14 protein-coding genes and 1 tRNA gene are annotated in these 17171 nt (G+C 49.0%); 9 read left to right on the forward strand and 6 right to left on the reverse strand.

The window, feature by feature from the left end:
• Positions 1-18 precede the first annotated feature (18 nt).
• Both rpoZ and gmk read right to left on the reverse strand, forming a co-directional pair.
• Positions 19-294, reverse strand: a complete 276-nt coding sequence (rpoZ, locus tag KP22_RS14545; RefSeq protein WP_039306862.1) for a DNA-directed RNA polymerase subunit omega — start codon at positions 292-294, stop codon at positions 19-21.
• A 53-nt stretch (positions 295-347) separates the two neighbouring features.
• Complete coding sequence (gene gmk / locus KP22_RS14550; protein WP_039306865.1) at positions 348-971, reverse strand: guanylate kinase; 624 nt, start codon at positions 969-971, stop codon at positions 348-350.
• Between the two features lie 320 nt (positions 972-1291).
• Here gmk and ligB point away from each other — a divergent pair, with 320 nt between their 5' ends.
• The 4 genes from ligB (at position 1292) to KP22_RS14570 (ending at position 6185) form a co-directional block, all read left to right on the forward strand.
• Entirely contained in the window at positions 1292-2983 is a 1692-nt protein-coding gene (gene ligB, locus KP22_RS14555; RefSeq protein ID WP_039324983.1) for an NAD-dependent DNA ligase LigB, read from the forward strand.
• Between the two features lie 256 nt (positions 2984-3239).
• Positions 3240-4922, forward strand: coding sequence for a kdo(2)-lipid A phosphoethanolamine 7''-transferase (gene eptB, locus KP22_RS14560; RefSeq protein ID WP_039324985.1), 1683 nt, complete (start codon positions 3240-3242; stop codon positions 4920-4922).
• A 253-nt stretch (positions 4923-5175) separates the two neighbouring features.
• Positions 5176-5252: transfer RNA gene (locus KP22_RS14565), tRNA-Pro, on the forward strand.
• 402 nt (positions 5253-5654) lie between these two features.
• Complete coding sequence (locus KP22_RS14570; RefSeq protein ID WP_039306875.1) at positions 5655-6185, forward strand: Ail/Lom family outer membrane beta-barrel protein; 531 nt, start codon at positions 5655-5657, stop codon at positions 6183-6185.
• 56 nt (positions 6186-6241) lie between these two features.
• Here the strand turns inward: KP22_RS14570 and KP22_RS14575 are convergent, their stop codons facing one another.
• Positions 6242-7846 carry an EAL domain-containing protein gene (locus tag KP22_RS14575; protein WP_039306880.1) on the reverse strand — a complete coding sequence of 535 codons (1605 nt, stop codon included), beginning with the start codon at positions 7844-7846 and terminating at the stop codon, positions 6242-6244.
• Between the two features lie 92 nt (positions 7847-7938).
• Positions 7939-9138 carry a BaiN/RdsA family NAD(P)/FAD-dependent oxidoreductase gene (locus tag KP22_RS14580; RefSeq protein ID WP_039306883.1) on the reverse strand — a complete coding sequence of 400 codons (1200 nt, stop codon included), beginning with the start codon at positions 9136-9138 and terminating at the stop codon, positions 7939-7941.
• A 278-nt stretch (positions 9139-9416) separates the two neighbouring features.
• On the opposite strand from KP22_RS14580, the gene pitA reads away from it, so the two are divergent.
• Positions 9417-10922: an inorganic phosphate transporter PitA gene (gene pitA, locus KP22_RS14585; RefSeq protein ID WP_039324988.1), complete on the forward strand. Its 1506-nt coding sequence runs from the start codon at positions 9417-9419 to the stop codon at positions 10920-10922.
• Positions 10923-11140: 218 nt separating this feature from the next.
• Here the strand turns inward: pitA and uspB are convergent, their stop codons facing one another.
• Entirely contained in the window at positions 11141-11476 is a 336-nt protein-coding gene (gene uspB / locus KP22_RS14590; RefSeq protein ID WP_039306889.1) for a universal stress protein UspB, read from the reverse strand.
• A 554-nt stretch (positions 11477-12030) separates the two neighbouring features.
• On the opposite strand from uspB, the gene uspA reads away from it, so the two are divergent.
• From uspA to KP22_RS14610, 4 genes are all read left to right on the forward strand, one after another.
• A complete protein-coding gene (gene uspA, locus KP22_RS14595) occupies positions 12031-12468 on the forward strand; it encodes a universal stress protein UspA (protein ID WP_039306892.1) in 438 nt (145 codons plus the stop codon).
• Positions 12469-12760: 292 nt separating this feature from the next.
• Complete coding sequence (gene gdhA / locus KP22_RS14600; RefSeq protein ID WP_011091696.1) at positions 12761-14104, forward strand: NADP-specific glutamate dehydrogenase; 1344 nt, start codon at positions 12761-12763, stop codon at positions 14102-14104.
• A 233-nt stretch (positions 14105-14337) separates the two neighbouring features.
• On the forward strand, positions 14338-14574 hold the full coding sequence (locus tag KP22_RS14605; protein ID WP_039306895.1) for a type II toxin-antitoxin system CcdA family antitoxin: 237 nt from the start codon (positions 14338-14340) through the stop codon (positions 14572-14574).
• A gap of 2 nt (positions 14575-14576) precedes the next feature.
• Positions 14577-14891, forward strand: a complete 315-nt coding sequence (locus KP22_RS14610; protein WP_039306899.1) for a CcdB family protein — start codon at positions 14577-14579, stop codon at positions 14889-14891.
• 297 nt (positions 14892-15188) lie between these two features.
• On the opposite strand, the gene KP22_RS14615 is transcribed toward KP22_RS14610, so the two are convergent.
• On the reverse strand, positions 15189-17084 hold the full coding sequence (locus KP22_RS14615; protein WP_039324990.1) for a bifunctional metallophosphatase/5'-nucleotidase: 1896 nt from the start codon (positions 17082-17084) through the stop codon (positions 15189-15191).
• Between the last annotated feature and the right edge of the window lie 87 nt (positions 17085-17171).

Here is a 17171-nt window from a genome sequence, read left to right on the forward strand (position 1 = left end):
GGGCGACTCGTGGTGTGATTAACGGCGGCCTTCAGCAATCGCGGTTACCGCCTGAATCTCTGCGGCTTCCTGCTCTTGCTGTTCCTGACGGTCACGAACATCCAGAATCTGGTTGTTGATCAGACCTTCTTCGATTTCACGCAGTGCAATCACGGTGTACTTATCGTTTTCTTCAGCAACCAGCGGATCTTTACCGCCAGTCTGGATTTGACGGGCGCGGCGAGCAGCGACCAACACCAGGTCAAAACGGTTACCAATTTTCTCTACAGCGTCTTGAACAGTTACGCGTGCCATAATGTGCTACTCCACAGGAAATAAAATGACTGGGCATCATACTGAAAGAGGCGTCAGTCTGCCAATAGTTTGGTGATTAATGCATCATGCCGAACTTTTTGTCTGCTCAAACGCAGACGTTCGGCGCGAATAATGGTTTTCAGATCGAGCAGCGCCAGATCGAAATCATCATTCACAATCAGGTAATCATACTCGCCGTAATGCGTCATTTCAGCCACGGCCTGCGACATACGACGCGCAATGACGTCATCGCTGTCTTGTCCGCGCCCACGCAGACGGCGAACCAGTTCTTCTTTTGACGGCGGCAGAATGAAAATACTGCGTGCGAGCGGCATCTGCGCTCGAATTTGCTGAGCACCCTGCCAGTCGATATCCAGAAAAACATCAACGCCTGTCGCTAACACCTGCTCAATTGCAGGGCGGGATGTACCGTAGTAATTACCGAAGACTTCGGCGTGCTCCAGAAACTCACGATCCTGAATCATACGCTTGAATTCATCGACGTCGACGAAGAAATAGTGTTCGCCGTGGTTTTCTCCCAGTCGTTTCGCTCGTGTGGTATGCGAAATTGATACCTGAGTGTCGTAAAGCGGCTGAGTTTTTAATAACGCCTGAATCAGGCTGGATTTCCCAGCTCCACTGGGAGCAGAAACGATATATAACGTGCCTTGAGCCATAATGAAGTTTTATTAACGGTTACGGTGATGAATGTAGATATGCAGCACGAAAATGCTCATATCCCCGCATTATACACGCCAATATGTCATCAGTCGCGCTGCGATAAATTCTCCGTTAACTGTTTTTTCGTTATGCCATCGGGAAAACTTTTTTCCAACGTTTCTTTTTTAGACTGCGAAGCGCGTTCCCGTCTTTTTTACAGAGGCTGCAAACGATAAATCATCTTGCGGCGCGTTTGGCATTCCTTATTTTTTCGCCTCGTATTTTTTCCACTGTTGCTATGTACTGCTGCTATTCGCTATGGATAGTTGGAGGCTCTATGTGGCTCAGGAACAGCGCATTTTTGATCGTCATCGTTGTCGGGGGCATCAGCGGTTTTGCTGTTGCGGCTGACGTTTGCCCTGATTGGGATAACACGCGTTCAAGCAAAGAAATTGATGCATTACGCCAGCAGTTAGCGCAGTGGGATGATGTGTATTACACCGAAGGGAAAAGCCCGATAGAAGATGACGTTTATGATCAACTGCGTGAACAACTGAACCAGTGGCAGGTCTGTTTCCCGTCCCAAAATGCGATTCCTGCCCGGCTACCCGCTAATGGTAAACAACCTCATCCTGTTGCCCATACGGGATTGAAAAAATTGTCCGATCGCGTACAGCTTGTGCAATGGATCGCACAGCGTGAGGATTTATGGATTCAGCCAAAAGTTGATGGTGTTGCCGTCACGCTGGTTTATCAGCACGGCAAACTCACGTCTGCGGTCAGCCGAGGTAACGGTCTGCAAGGTGAAGACTGGATGGAGAAAGTTCGCTTGATTCCGGGAATTCCTCATTTATTAACCGACGCGCCTTCCTCATTGGTATTACAAGGGGAGCTTTTCCTAAAGGTGACCGATCATCGACAGCAGGCTCAGGGCGGTGTTAATGCCCGCTCAATAGTGGCTGGTGAGATGCGTCGTCGTCACCCATCTTCCGTATTGTCGCAGATTGGCCTGTTTGTCTGGGAATGGCCGGATGGCCCAAAAGCGATGGCTGAACGTCTGGAGAAATTGAAGGATATGGGGTTTGCCATGACGGCGAATTATACTCATGCTATTGGGTCATTCGCCGATGCGGAGAAATGGCGCTATCACTGGTATCATAGCCCGTTACCCTTCGTGACGGATGGCGTGGTTATCCGCCAGACTAAAGAACCGCAGGGGCGCTATTGGCGTAACACATCGGCCGACTGGGCGATCGCATGGAAATATCCACCTGTTCATCGGGTTGCGGAAGTCACCGATGTTGCATTTTCTGTCGGACGTACGGGTAAGATTGCCGTGGTGTTGAAGCTTAGTCCTTTGAAATTGGATGATAAATCGGTCAGTCGGGTGAATGTAGGCTCGCTGTCTCGTTGGAAGCAATGGGATGTGGTGCCAGGCGATCGGGTGAGCGTCAGCCTGGCTGGGCAGGGGATTCCACGTTTGGATGATGTGGTATGGCGGGGGACTGAACGGCCTGCCATCGTTTCCCCCAGTGAACATGATTTCCATGTTTTTAGCTGTTTTCGGTATAGTACAGTTTGCCAGCAGCAATTTCTGGCGCGCTTAGTTTGGCTGAGTGGGGAGTATGGTTTAAATCTGGCGGGAGTGCGTGAGGGAATCTGGCTGCGCTTGATACAACATGATTTACTGGAAGATGTGCTGTCATGGTTATTTCTGACGGAGGCACAGCTTAATGCGGTCAATGGCATGGGTGATAGGCGGGCGCGAGATATCTATAAGAGCTTGCAGTCGGCACGGCAGTTGCCGTTATCTCGCTGGTTACTTGCGTTGGGTATCCCCGTCCCACGTTCCGCAACTAGCGCATTGGATAATGTAGATTGGTTAGCGTTACAGCAACGGACGGCGCAACAATGGCGACAGTTCTCAGGTATTGGAGAACGGCGTGCAGAAGAGATTATGGCGTTCCTGAATCGCCCAATCGTTATGGAATTAATTGCTCGATTAGATCGTGAAGGAATACATCGGTAAGCGGTGGTGATTTTTCAGGACATTTTTGAATCGCACTTTTTATTTTTCGTGCATTTATTCACAAAAAAGGGCCATTTTTTTCTGTTTCCCTTACTTAATCATAAGTAAAATTTACGAATTAAATGGTGTAAACCTATTTGCTGTTTTGCGATACAAAAATGCCTGAGACGCTAATTATTTCCGTTGAACTCAGGCATAAGGATGTTGTCGTATAGCTTCAGATAATAAGAAAGGTTTTGTTGGAGCACTTGTCATAATGAAGTTTGTAGCATCTTTTTCGCAACCCAAGTTATCGTTTTTCCTGGCAATCTATATTGGCCTTTTTCTTAATATCTCAGTATATTATCGGCGTTTTGATTATTTTTCACTCTCTGCCGGTGGCCAGGTTCCAACATTTATTCCCGCTCTGGTCGAATTGACCGCGAGTATCTTATTCACCTTTTTCCTGATGAGAATTATATCACTCGGGGGACGCCGCTTTTATCGAGTTATTGCTTCTTTCTTAGTGCTAATTTCCGTTGCGGCAAGCTATTACATGACATTTTTTAATGTCGTGATTGGCTATGGCATTATTGCAGCGGTCATGACTACGGATATTGATCTGTCTAAAGAAGTTATTGGTTTCCGTTTTTTCCTGTGGATGTTGGTAGTGAGTGCGCTACCGCTGTTTTTGATCTGGAAAAACTCGCTGCGTCATACGTTGATCGAACAGCTTAAATCACCGGGAAAGCGTTTGATTCCTCTTCTGGTTCTTGCCGTTGTCGTTGCATTGGTTTGGATGCCGCTTCGCTATATGGACAACATTCAGTCAGTGTCCGAGCGAGAATCCAATGTGGATTTGCCCAGCTATGGCGGCGTGGTGGCTCACTCCTATCTACCCTCTAACTGGCTATCTGCGTTAGGGTTATTTGCGTATACCAAGTATGACGAGAGTCAGGATTCTTCTAATCTTTTCGATCCAGCTCAGCATTTTACCTATGTACCGCCGAAAGGAATTGATGATACCTACGTGGTTTTCATTATCGGTGAAACGACCCGCTGGGATCATATGGGGCTGCTCGGTTACGAGCGAGATACTACGCCGAAGCTATCAAAAGAAAAAAATCTGGTCGCATTCCGTGGCCAATCGTGTGATACCTCAACCAAGCTTTCCATGCGCTGTATGTTTGTGCGAGAAGGCGGTACGGAAGACAACCCGCAACGCACGCTGAAAGAACAGAATGTCTTTGCCGTAATGAAAGAGTTGGGCTTCACCTCCGAGCTCTTTGCTATGCAAAGTGAGGTGTGGTTTTACAATAGCATTGAAGCGAACAACTACTCCTTCCGCGAAATGATTGCGTCAGAGAAGCACAATGATGGCAAATCAGTGCAGGACATGTTGCTGGTTGATGAGGTCAAAGAATCGCTGGCACGTTACCCTAAAGGTAAGCACCTGATTGTGCTGCATACCAAAGGCTCTCACTACCTGTATTCCATGCGATATCCTCGCAGCTATGCGCGTTATCAGCCGGAGTGTATGGGCGTTGATGCATCCTGTACGCGTGAACAGTTAATCAACGCTTTTGATAACAGCGTGCTCTATACCGATAGCTTTATTGATAGCGTGATCGATCAGGTGCGGGATAAGAAAGCGATTGTGTTTTATGCCTCCGATCATGGTGAATCTATCGATGATAACTACCACTTGCACGGCACTCCGCGTCAGATGGCACCACCTGAGCAGTTCCGTTCACCGATGATGGTATGGACCTCGGATAAGTTTCTGGCTGACACCGATAATCTGCATGCGTTTGAGCAGTTGAAGGCGCAACAGCGCATTGGCAAAACACACCGCCATGAAGAGCTGTTTGACACGATTCTTGGATGTGTGGGATACACATCGCCTGACGGCGGTATTAACCCTAAAAATAACTGGTGTCAGAAACCCGCTATACCCTAAATAATTCGAGTTTCAGGAAGGCGGCAAGCGAAGGAGTCCCGATGAGCTTACTCAGGTAAGTGATTCGGGTGACTGAACGTAGCCAACGCACATGCAACTTGAAGTATGACGGGTATAATTGATATGAATCACGGACAAGGACGTCTGTTGCAGGCTGTAACTACAAGGAGTGGATACTTTAACAGCAGCCGAAATCCTTTTGCTAAAAAGGTATTGACGCTCTAATAAGGTAGCAGTAATATGCGCCCGCATTCGGCGAGTAGCGCAGCTTGGTAGCGCAACTGGTTTGGGACCAGTGGGTCGGAGGTTCGAATCCTCTCTCGCCGACCAATTTTCTTCCTCAGTAAATCATTTTCACCTTGCCTCCTGTTTCAACATTGTCCGTTCATACAACTCATTTATGAAACTAGTCATTTAAAAAAATGGTAGTCCTTTATAAGTCTAGGGTTTCTCTTCGTATTTTTTGATGTCAAACGTTGCCATATTTCCCCGCGGTTAGTTCGGAATGCTCCCAAAAATAGAGTGAAAAAGTGCGTATTAATTACTCTGGATAGCCGTTATCTTTTTGTTTTTTAATGATTAAAATAATAATCTTTCCAGTTGTTTAAAAATAATACTGACTTTACCTCGCCGTATTTAAATGTAAGTTTGTGTGCGGCCAACATTCGCGATAGTTGTATATTCGCTTTGTTGAAACCGTCTTTTTATTCAAACATGGAAGATGTTTCGATCATGAAAAAAACAACACTGCTGCTTTCTACTCTGATTGCTTGTGCCATGGGAATGTCTGTTGCTCAGGCGACACAAACGGTATCTTTGGGTTATGCCCAGGCGAAAGTCGATGATTTTAAAGATCCAAAAGGGATTACGGCCAAATACCATTATCAGGGCGATTCCGCTCTTGGCATTATTGGCTCTTTCACTTATCTGGGGGCAAAAGAAGATTATTATGATCGTGACTTCAACTCCAATGATACGACTAAACTTAAATACTATTCCTTGATGGCTGGGCCATCCTACCGTTTTAACGACGTCGTTAGTATTTATGGTCTAGCGGGTGTTGGCCATGGAAAAGTAGATTGGAAATACGATTACGGCAATTTTGTCGATTCAGGTAGTGAGAAAGAAACCCGCTTTGCTTACGGCGCTGGTATCCAAATTACGCCAGTAGCAAATTGGGCGATTGATATTGGCTACGAAGGCACGAAAATTTATGAAACGCGTGTAGACAGCTTTAATATTGGTGTTGGTTATCGTTTCTGATTTATCTGATATAGAATTCTGACATAGAAAACCGGTGGACCAGTTTCTGCCGGTTGTTACTTCTTTTCCCCTTCTTCATTTTTATTCATAAAGCTCTCAATCGATTTATTGCCATTATAGTGAAGCCAGACCAGCAACGACTCATTGTTCATCGGCTTAGCATAAAGGAATCCCTGTATGTATTTGACGCCGCGCCGTTGTAAATACATGAGTTGCTGCTCGGTTTCCACGCCTTCCGCTATGGATTGAAGCTTGATGCGATGGCTTAAATTAATGATGGCATCAAGAATAGGGGCTTCTTCGTCCGGTGATGAAATCGCACTCACGAATCCCTGATCTATTTTCAGGCAATCCAGAGGGAAATTTTGCAGGTAAGAGAGTGAACAGTGGCCGGTACCAAAGTCATCGATGGCTATCATAAAGCCATCCTCACGCAACTGATGCAGACGCTGTATGATTTCAGGGCCGTTGCTGATGAGGTTACGTTCTGTCAGTTCCAGCGTAATGCCTAATGAATGGGAGGCGACTCTCTCTGCGAAGCGGTGTACGTCTGGCACGAAACTTGGGTGATGCAAATGCTCGGCTGCAACATTGAGCCCCAGATGAAATCCTGGCTTTACCTGCCAACTGGCGATATCAGATGCGACCAGATCAAATAAATGCCGGGTGATGGGAATAATCATACTTTCTGCTTCGGCGGCAGAGATGAAAATATCCGGTCTAATCCACTGGCCATTACTGCGCCGCCAGCGTAGTAATGTTTCGACTCCGGTACAGGAGCGCGACTCCGCATCGTAAATTGGCTGGTAATATACGGAAAATTCGCCGTTAGCGATGCCTTTACGAATTTCATCGCGGAATAATAATTTACGTTTTTGCCAATACCACATCGCCGTTGTGAAAAGCAGAGAGAGAATAATTGCTAGCGGCAGGAACGTGAAAAATGCCTGTTTCCAGTTCGTTATTTCCTGAGAAGCAGGGGCAGTAATATAGAGGGTAATCGGGAAACGGCTCGACTTGATTTGAAGCGCAGAGGTAGAAAATAAACCTGTACGGGGTGTAATCGTCGGGCCAGTTTGAATGGGGTGACCGTTGTCCATTTGCAGAATGAGTTCGTAGCCACGAATCTGGCTAATCGCAATCATAAGATCAATAAGGTATTGCGCATCGACCATAGCGTAAGCGCCGTAACCCGTGAGAGGCATCTGGACGAAGATTAGCGCCGGGCGTTCTTTCACGTTATCTGAGCCAGCAATCGACAGACTCCAACGTTCAGAGTAAGTTTCCGGTAACGGCTGTTGAATGACGCGACTGAGTGGCGTCAGCGTGCTGCCAAAGGTTGAAGAGCAATAGACGTTGGTATTATGGGTAACCCCAATCGCGCGGAAGTAAGAAAACACTGAGCCGAGACGCTGTAGTTCATCACCGATAGCGTTGCAGGATTGACCACGAAAACGTTGGAGACGATCCACCATTGTCCATGCCTGTGTCGAAATATTCTCAGCATGATTCATGGCGATTCGCGCAGTAGATTCCAAATCACGCTTTACCATTAACCTGGACTCTACAAAAGTGAACAGCAATCCGAGTAGCAGTGGCAGCATTCCTGCAACCAGTAGCTGCAACATATTGATTTTATGTTCACTACGTCTGAGATTCATCCATATCTCCTGTCCGGCAGCAGAGGCTTATGTAGAGACGTCCTTTTCTCCATGAATTCAAGGAGAGCGCTGAATAGAGGTTATTATAGTGCCTATTTGCTAAAAGGCAGCGCCTGTGCACACGCCCATGCAGAACTCCACGCCCACTGAAAGTTATAGCCTCCGAGCCAGCCAGTGACATCGACAACTTCACCAATGAAATACAGATCTGGTACTGCATTAGCTTCCATGGTTTTAGAGGAGAGCATCCTGGTATCAACGCCACCGATGGTCACTTCAGCCGTGCGGTAGCCTTCCGTGCCGTTTGGCTGTACGCGCCACTGTTGCAGGCTCTGTTCAACGTGCGTCTGCTGTGTGCTGTTAAGCTGCTTCAATGTGACGTCAGGTAATTGTCCTAACGCTTGCAGGCATTCGACCAATCGTTTAGGTAGCCACTGCGCCAGCGTGTTTTTCAGGCTTTGGTTCGGATGGGCAGTACGTTCGTCATTAATAAGCTGCGTAAGATCGCGGTCGGGCAGCAAGTTGATGGTAACGAATTCACCGGCCTGCCAGTAGCTGGAAATTTGCAACATCGCGGGGCCAGAGAGCCCACGGTGCGTGAATAGAATGTTTTCACGGAACGTTACGCCGTTTTCGGCGGTGACGATGGTTGGCACCGAAACGCCGGAGAGCGTTTGCACCTGTTCAAGCAGCGGCTTGTGCAGCGTAAAGGGCACCAGCGCGGCGCGGGTTGGGAGCACGTTGATACCAAATTGTGCGGCGAGCTGATAACCGAACGGCGTCGCGCCAAGGCCGGGCATCGACAGTCCACCGCAGGCAACAACCAGCGATGTACTTTGGAATGATGTCCCGTTGCTCAGGTGGATGGTGAACAGATTGTCTGATTTCTCCACCGAGGCAACTTCGCTGCGCAGACGGAGAGTAACGTTAGCCCGCTCGCACTCTGTTACCAACATGTCCACGATTTGTTGTGCGGAATCATCGCAGAACAGCTGGCCGAGCGTTTTCTCGTGGTAAGCGATGCGGTGGCTGTTGACCAGACTAATAAAATCCCATTGGGTATAACGTGCCAGTGCTGACTTACAAAAGTGAGGGTTGTGGGACAGATACGCTGCTGGCTCTGCATACATATTGGTAAAATTGCAGCGACCACCGCCGGACATCAATATTTTCCGGCCAGCCTTCTTGCCGTTATCGAGCAGTAGAACACGCAGCCCGCGTTGTCCTGCCTGTGCTGCGCAAAACATGCCTGCTGCACCGGCACCGATGATGACAGCATCAAACTGTTCCACAATGCATTTCTCCGATGAGTGATTTTATCTTCTTGGATTGCCGCAGGCTGATAAGCCATGGGGCGGCAAATTGTAGTGTTGGTTTCTGTTCGATACCAGCGTAACAATTTGCATAATTTAGTAAAAATATATAATTATTTGATTTTTATTGATTAAGTTCTTTCTCAACCGGTCATTGTCACATTTTAAGTCAAAAAAATGTCATATTTTGCTTTTCCCGACCCCTGCTTGTCGCCGATAATGCGCCGCGTTCATGACCACTAAATGGCCTAACGTTTATGCTACATTTATTTGCCGGACTGGATTACTACACCGGCCTGATGTTGATATTGGCTTTGTTGTTTGTATTGATGTACGAAGCCATTAACGGTTTTCACGATACTGCGAATGCCGTTGCCACTGTTATTTATACCCGAGCCATGCGCGCCGAGTTTGCCGTTGTTATGGCGGGTATCTTTAATTTCTTCGGTGTACTGCTGGGCGGCCTGAGCGTTGCCTATGCGATTGTCCACCTTCTTCCCACGGATTTATTGCTGAACGTGAGCTCGGCGCACGGTCTGGCGATGGTCTTTTCCATGCTGCTGGCTGCCATTATCTGGAATCTGGGTACCTGGTATTTTGGTATTCCTGCCTCCAGTTCTCACACATTGATTGGCGCCATTATCGGTATTGGTTTGACCAATGCGCTGTTGACGGATACTTCCGTTGTTGATGCGTTGAACGTGCCAAAAATGATCAGCATTTTCCTATCGCTGCTGCTATCACCGATTGTGGGGATGGTGGTCGCAGGTCTGCTGCTGTTGCTGCTGCGTCGGTTCTGGAACAACAGTAAAAAGCGTAAGCGTGTGCACCTGACGCCTGTCGATCGCGAAAAGCAGGACGGCAAACGTAAGCCGCCATTCTGGACGCGTACTGCGCTGATTTTATCGGCGATTGGCGTAAGCTTCTCTCACGGTGCAAACGACGGTCAGAAAGGTATCGGCTTGATTATGCTGGTGCTGATTGGCGTCGCGCCCGCTGGGTTTATCGTCAATATGAACGCATCTGGCTATGACATCAGCCGTACCCGCGATGCCGTTGTCAATTTACAGGAATACTACAAGCAGCATGGCGACGCGCTGGCGCACGTTATCGATCTGTCTCCGCCAGTCATTCCTGCGCCAGAAAGCACGATTCCCGGCAATGGTCAGAAAGAGTTTCACTGTGACAGTTCACGCGTGATGATCGCGATTGAACGTACACAGGGCCTGCTGAATAACCTGAAAAGTTACGACCAGTTGAACCCTGACGATCGTAGCAGAGTGCGTCGCCTGTTGATGTGCATCGCGGATACGATGGATCGGGTGGTTAAGCTGCCAGAAACATCGGGCGAAGATAAACGCTACCTAAGCAATCTGCGTAAAGACATGTTACAGACGGTTGAATACGCGCCTCTCTGGATCATCATCGCGGTTGCATTGGCGCTGTCTTTGGGCACGATGGTGGGCTGGAAACGTGTTGCTGTAACTATCGGTGAGAAGATTGGTAAGAAAGGTATGACCTACGCACAGGGCGTTTCAGCGCAGGTGACAGCGGCTCTATCGATTGGCGTTGCCAGCTACACCGGTATGCCGGTTTCCACCACGCACGTATTATCTTCGGCGGTTGCCGGGACGATGATTGCGGACGGCGGAGGCGTACAGGGCAAAACGATAAAAAGCATTCTGCTGGCTTGGGTATTGACGCTGCCTGTCTCAATGTTGATGTCCGGTACGCTGTACTGGCTGGCGTTGAAGCTGATCTAAGCGCGGTATATTCATAAAGCATAAAAAACGTAGGGAACGTTTTCAACGTCGCTTGCGGCGGCCCGAAGGGGAGGCGGACAAGGATGTCCGGCATAAAAAAAGGCGATTCTGTGGGGAATCGCCTTTTTACTTTTTATCGACGTTCATATTGTTAATACCAACGATGGTGTGAATACCAGAGAGTGTGTAAGTCCCAATAATTATATAAATACAATGCGTTAATACCATATCATCATGGCAATCAGGCTGATGACAATGAGGCCACACAGGGCGGTCGTGAGCAGAAATTGTCCCCGCACCCGCTCACAGCGGCGAATAAACTCAGGGTCGTGATGGTCAAGATAGCGTTGCGCGTAGATATAGCCTACCAGCCTGATTTGCTTGCTTGGCTGACCGTGCGATGTAAAAAAACCTCCTCCATCAACGTATTGGTAAAGCAGCGGGTCACAGTCACGCAAAATCAACAGTAACACGCGTAATGAAGAGTAATACCTCGCCATATTGATGATGCAGACGATACATAAAGCCCAGAAAAGCGCAAATGTACTAATCATGCTTCCCTCCCGGTCGTTCTATTCGTCAGAGGCGGTGACCCTATCTTCCCGTTGTCCACCTGTGCCTGATGACAAGCGCTATTATCCGCAACGCTTATCTACGATGTTTCTCTGCGACGAGTTTTTCAACCACGAATAGTTATGCCATGCGCTTGCGCACGATTTTATTGCCATTTTGGATAGCCAACAGCATCACGGCTAGCCCCATTCTCGTGTTCTATCCCAGAGCGCAGTGGACAGGCTCACCACCCCCTACTTGTAGTGTAGAAGAAGAATGTTCGTTTGTGCCAGAGAGGCAGATGCAATCAGGATGAAGGACGATTTTCGACGAGGTAATGCCCTTTCCGAAAGGAGAAGCTGCGCGATTTAACTGTGAAAAGGAGCGGTTTCTACTACACTTATTAATAGAATTAACAGGTTTGAAAACGGGTTGTGATCGACTGAACAGTCCGATAGCACGGATAAGTGTTATTCTATAATCCGCCGTTAAGTATCAGATTGGCAGGAGAAATATCTGCTAACCCTTAATTAGTCTTTACGGAAGGAGTCTTATTATGGCTTACAAACACATCCTTATTGCTGTTGACCTTTCTCCAGAAAGCAAAGTGTTAGTGGAAAAAGCCGTTTCAATGGCAAGACCATACAATGCGAAAGTCTCGTTAATCCACGTCGATGTGAATTACTCCGATCTCTACACGGGGCTTATCGACGTCAATCTGGGAGATATGCAACAGCGTATCTCTGAAGAAACCCAAAATGCGTTAACCGAGCTGTCCCAGAATGCGGGCTATCCCATCAGCGAAACGCTGAGTGGCAGCGGCGATTTAGGGCAAGTGCTGGTTGATGCGATTAGGAAATACGATGCTGACCTCGTGCTGTGTGGGCACCATCAGGACTTCTGGAGCAAACTGATGTCTTCTGCACGTCAGTTGATTAATACCGTACATGTGGACATGCTCATCGTGCCGTTGCGTGATGAGGAAGACGAATAAAAATTAGCTTTTTTTGCATTTTTTTTCAGTGACGAAAGGCATGGCTTCCTGGCTGTGCCTTTTGTTATATAACAAAAACTTATCTCATACTTTCCTCTCAAAACATCCAAAAAACCCTTCCTATCTCATTGGATTATAACGTTTATCTGAAAAGAAAACGCTTGCTTAAATATCCATCGCCAGTGTTATAGTCCAGAGGACACAACATCATTTTCACCGATCCCGCAAGCTTCTACGTGTCTAAAAATTAAAGAAGCAGAAGGGAGCTTATTCGTTCAATCAGGAGCTGTTCATGGCACAAATCGTATCTCTGGCAAGTTTTCTTGATTCTGTTCAACAACGCGATCCGCATCAGCCTGAGTTTCTACAGGCCGTTAATGAAGTGCTTTCCACGCTGTGGCCTTTTCTGGAGCAGAACCCTCACTATGCGGATTACAGCCTGCTGGAACGATTGGTAGAACCGGAACGTGTGATTCAGTTTCGCGTGGCGTGGACGGATGACAAAGGTCAGGTACAGGTGAACCGCGCCTGGCGTGTCCAGTTCAGCTCCGCGATCGGCCCGTACAAAGGCGGCATGCGTTTCCATCCGTCCGTTAACCTGTCAATTCTGAAATTCCTTGGATTCGAGCAGACGTTCAAGAATGCGCTGACGACGTTGCCAATGGGCGGCGGCAAAGGTGGCTCGGACTTTAATCCGAAAGGAAAAAGTCAGGGCGAAGTCATGCGTTTCTGTCAGGCGCTGATGACGGAGTTGTATCGTCATCTGGGGGCGGATACGGACGTTCCGGCGGGTGATATCGGTGTAGGTGGTCGTGAAGTCGGCTTCATGACCGGCATGATGAAGAAGCTGACCAACAACACTGCATGCGTCTTTACCGGCAAAGGGCTGTCGTTTGGCGGCAGTCTGATTCGTCCTGAAGCGACGGGCTATGGCCTGATTTACTTCACGGAAGCGATGCTGAAACGCCACGGTCTGGGCTTCGAAGGCATGCGGGTTGCGGTCTCCGGCTCCGGTAATGTGGCGCAGTACGCGATTGAAAAAGCGATGGAGCTGGGTGCTCGTGTGGTCACGGTATCGGATTCTAACGGCACGGTGGTGGATGAAAACGGCTTTACCCCAGAGAAACTGGCGCTGTTGGAAGAGATTAAAAACAAACGCTATGGCCGCGTGGAAGATTACGCGCGTGAAGCGAAACTGACCTACCTCGCAGGCAAAACGCCGTGGGAAGTGCCAGTAGATATCGCGCTGCCTTGTGCGACGCAGAATGAACTGGATCTCCCCGCGGCGCAGACGTTGATTGCTAACGGCGTGAAAGCCGTGGCGGAAGGTGCCAATATGCCGACCACGATTCCAGCGACCGATGCGTTCCTGGATGCGGGCGTGCTGTTTGCGCCCGGCAAAGCGGCTAACGCAGGCGGCGTAGCGACATCTGGGCTGGAAATGGCGCAAAATGCGGCACGCCTGGGTTGGAAAGCAGAGAAGGTGGATGCGCGTCTGCATCACATCATGTTGGATATTCACACTGCGTGTGTGCAGTACGGTGGTGAAGATAGCCAGACGAACTATGTGCGCGGTGCTAACGTGGCGGGCTTTGTAAAAGTGGCCGACGCGATGCTGGCGCAGGGCGTGGTGTAACGGATAATTCCCCCTGAGCGCCTGTGTTCGCAGGCGCTCTTACCCGCCATACTTCAAGTTACAGGTGTGTTGGCTGCGCAACTCGACACACTAGCCACTCCATTTTCTTCAAGGCTTACACCATTGTGGCCTTTTACGCCGGAAACTCGGATTTTTCCGCTACATTGTCTTTTTGGTGTTATGCTACGTCTAATGGGCCGTGTTTATTACACGACACTTGACGCGGGGTATTTATGGCTACAACACAACGAGCAACGCAAAGCGTTACCATGACCGTAGAACGATCCTTACTCAGCCGTGCGCGTGAGGCTGGAATTAATCTCAGTGCCACCCTGACCGCAGCCCTTGATGCTGAACTACGTCAGTACGAAGCGAAAAAGTGGCAGGAGGAAAATAGCGAAGCGCTGGAAGCTCTTAACCGATTTCACGATGAACACGGTTGTTTCAGTGATGAGTACAGGACATTTTAAGAATGCAGTTCACTGTATATAGCAACACCGGAAAGAGCGCCGTCTATCCCTTGCTGCTTGATGTAACCAGCGATATTATCGGCCAGTTGAACCGCAGGATTGTGATCCCCCTGCTACCTGTTGAAAAGTACCCTGGCAGCACTCGTCCCGAACGGCTGGTTCCGCTTGTCAGACTGACCGACGATAAAGAATATGCAGCTATGACGCATGAGATGGCGAGCATTCCCGTTCGTTCTCTGGGGGCGGTGTTCTGCGATGCGTCCCTTTATCGTACTCAGATCAAAGCCGCGATTGATTTTCTTCTCGACGGTATTTAATCCTTCTCCGAGGCTGCCATTTTTGTTTCGGGCAGCCCCAAAATTTGTCTATCCGCTTATTATCTACGATGGACCTCTGGTCAACCCAGGCCAGTTTGTCGAACGACCGATACGACAGCATCCTGTGGGCATATTTGAACGCAAGTGTGCCGTCTGGATAGTCAAAAACCTTGATTAGCGATATGCAATCGCTCGGACAGGCAAACTACCTGCCGCCACGCCCTTTCCTGGATGTGGGCGTGAACGGCTACCTGACGAGCGAACGCTGGAAAGCCCGTAGCGAGAGATAATGGCCTGTCAGTTAATCGCCGCGATAATCGCTAGCCGATCGTTCAGCCGCTGTTTGGCCAACGCGTTGGGGGCGCTGTCGCGCTGTTGCGTCAGTTCCGCCACGCGTTTTGCCCTCTGCGTAGCATCCGGCAGCAGTAACGACTTCACGTTGATGGATTGCACGTTGCTGTAGCGGCCATCGTCTGAGGTCGGTACGCCGATTTTTCCACTGTTGAGCAGTGATTCGACAATTTTGCGTTCACGCTCATAGCCCTGCAACCCCGCCAGCTTCCAGCGCTGCGGCACCGTGCCCTCGTATTGTCCTTTCTTCACCTCAGTCAAATAACGGGTGGTCAGGTTACGAATCGTGCCTGCCTCTTCGCCATATTCCACTTTGGTATCCGACAGCACTGGGAACTGCATACCCTCCAGCACGCCGCCTTTCTGCGTCAGGTGGCCCATACGGTAGCTGTTCATGCCCAGACGGATCGGCATGGCGTCGGTAACTGACGTACCGTTGTTCATTTTCAGATCGGTAATGCGCTGCCCAGCGGGTTTCGTCAGATCGATGGTGTACGTCACGCCGTCGAAGAAATCATTGGTGGAATACTTGGAAGCACGACGCTGCGGATTGAAACTGTAAGTCACATCCCCGTCTTGCAGCTGGTTGAAGTAACCTGCTGACCATTCCATGTATTTCTTCAGTTCTTTTCCGGTTAGCTGATAAACCGTGATTTCACCGCCAGCGTATTGATAGTTAAAGGCGATGTCTTTTGCGGCAATAGTGCCGACGTTCAGCTTGGGCCTATCGTTATCAATTTGCAGCGCGATAACCTGTGCTTTGGGGGCGTAATGACGACTGGCTTCCTGAAACAGGGCGCTAATGCCGGTGTCCTGTACGTGTACCTGAGGAATGCCTTTCACGGCATCTTGCGGCACCAGATCGTGTCCGAGAAGTTGGGCAATAGGACGGTTGGCATTGGCGCGCAGGGTGTTGTGGTAAGGCTCGTAGATGTCTTCCATCTTACGATCAGAATCTACGTCTTTAATCGAATAGGTATAGCTGTCTTTATTGATCAGCACGTATTTGCCGTTCTGTTGCTCAAACTGCAAATCGATACGCGATAACGCGCGGCCATATCTGTCCGGTTCGGTGACGATCACGCCATTAATCACCTCTTTATCCACTTTTACGTGCATATGGCCGGCGACGATGGCGGCTAATTCAGGATTAGCGCGAGCAATATCACCCACGCCAGTGCCCGGCCGTTGGTTCTCGTTATCGATCCCCATATGCGCGACCAGCACGATGGCATCCACGTTGCCGTGGATTTGCTGGATAACGGTTTTTACCGCTCCGACGGGATCGGTAAAGTTCAGCCCTTTCACACGGTCGGTGCCCTTGGCGAATTCAGCGGTCATCGGCGTATCCATGCCGATGATGCCAATCTTCACACCCTGTCGTTCGACTATTTTATAGGCGGGTAAGTAAGGTTTACCGCTCTCCCAAAAAATGTTGCCCGCCAGCGCGGTGCCATTGAACTGCTCAAGCGAGGTAGAAAGCACGTTCAGTCCGAAATCGAACTCGTGGTTGCCCATCACCCAGACATCATAATTCATGGCGTTAAAACCGAGAATCATCGGGCTGGTTTTGTCATTTTTGAAGGTTTCGACAAAGTTGCCCTGAATGGTATCGCCCGCATCAACCAGAATCACATTTGGCTGCTGCGCACGAACTTTATGCACCTGCGTCGCAATTTGGCTCAGGCTGCCGGCCATATTGGCGGTATCGGTAGCGTAATCCCAGGGAACAAAGGTGCCATGCAGGTCGGATGTACCCAGAATCGTGATATTTACCGGTTCTTGAATGGCCATAGCAGAGGTACTCAAACAAAGCAGAAGTGACAGAAGCGTTTTTTTCATTATGTCATCTTAGTGTAATAAGAACTGATAGCGTGGAATTATGCGATTTGCTTCTCATTAGTGCCACAGACTTTGCAAAAGCAGCGT

This window comes from Pectobacterium betavasculorum, from assembly GCF_000749845.1.
GTDB classification, from domain to species: Bacteria; Pseudomonadota; Gammaproteobacteria; order Enterobacterales; family Enterobacteriaceae; genus Pectobacterium; species Pectobacterium betavasculorum.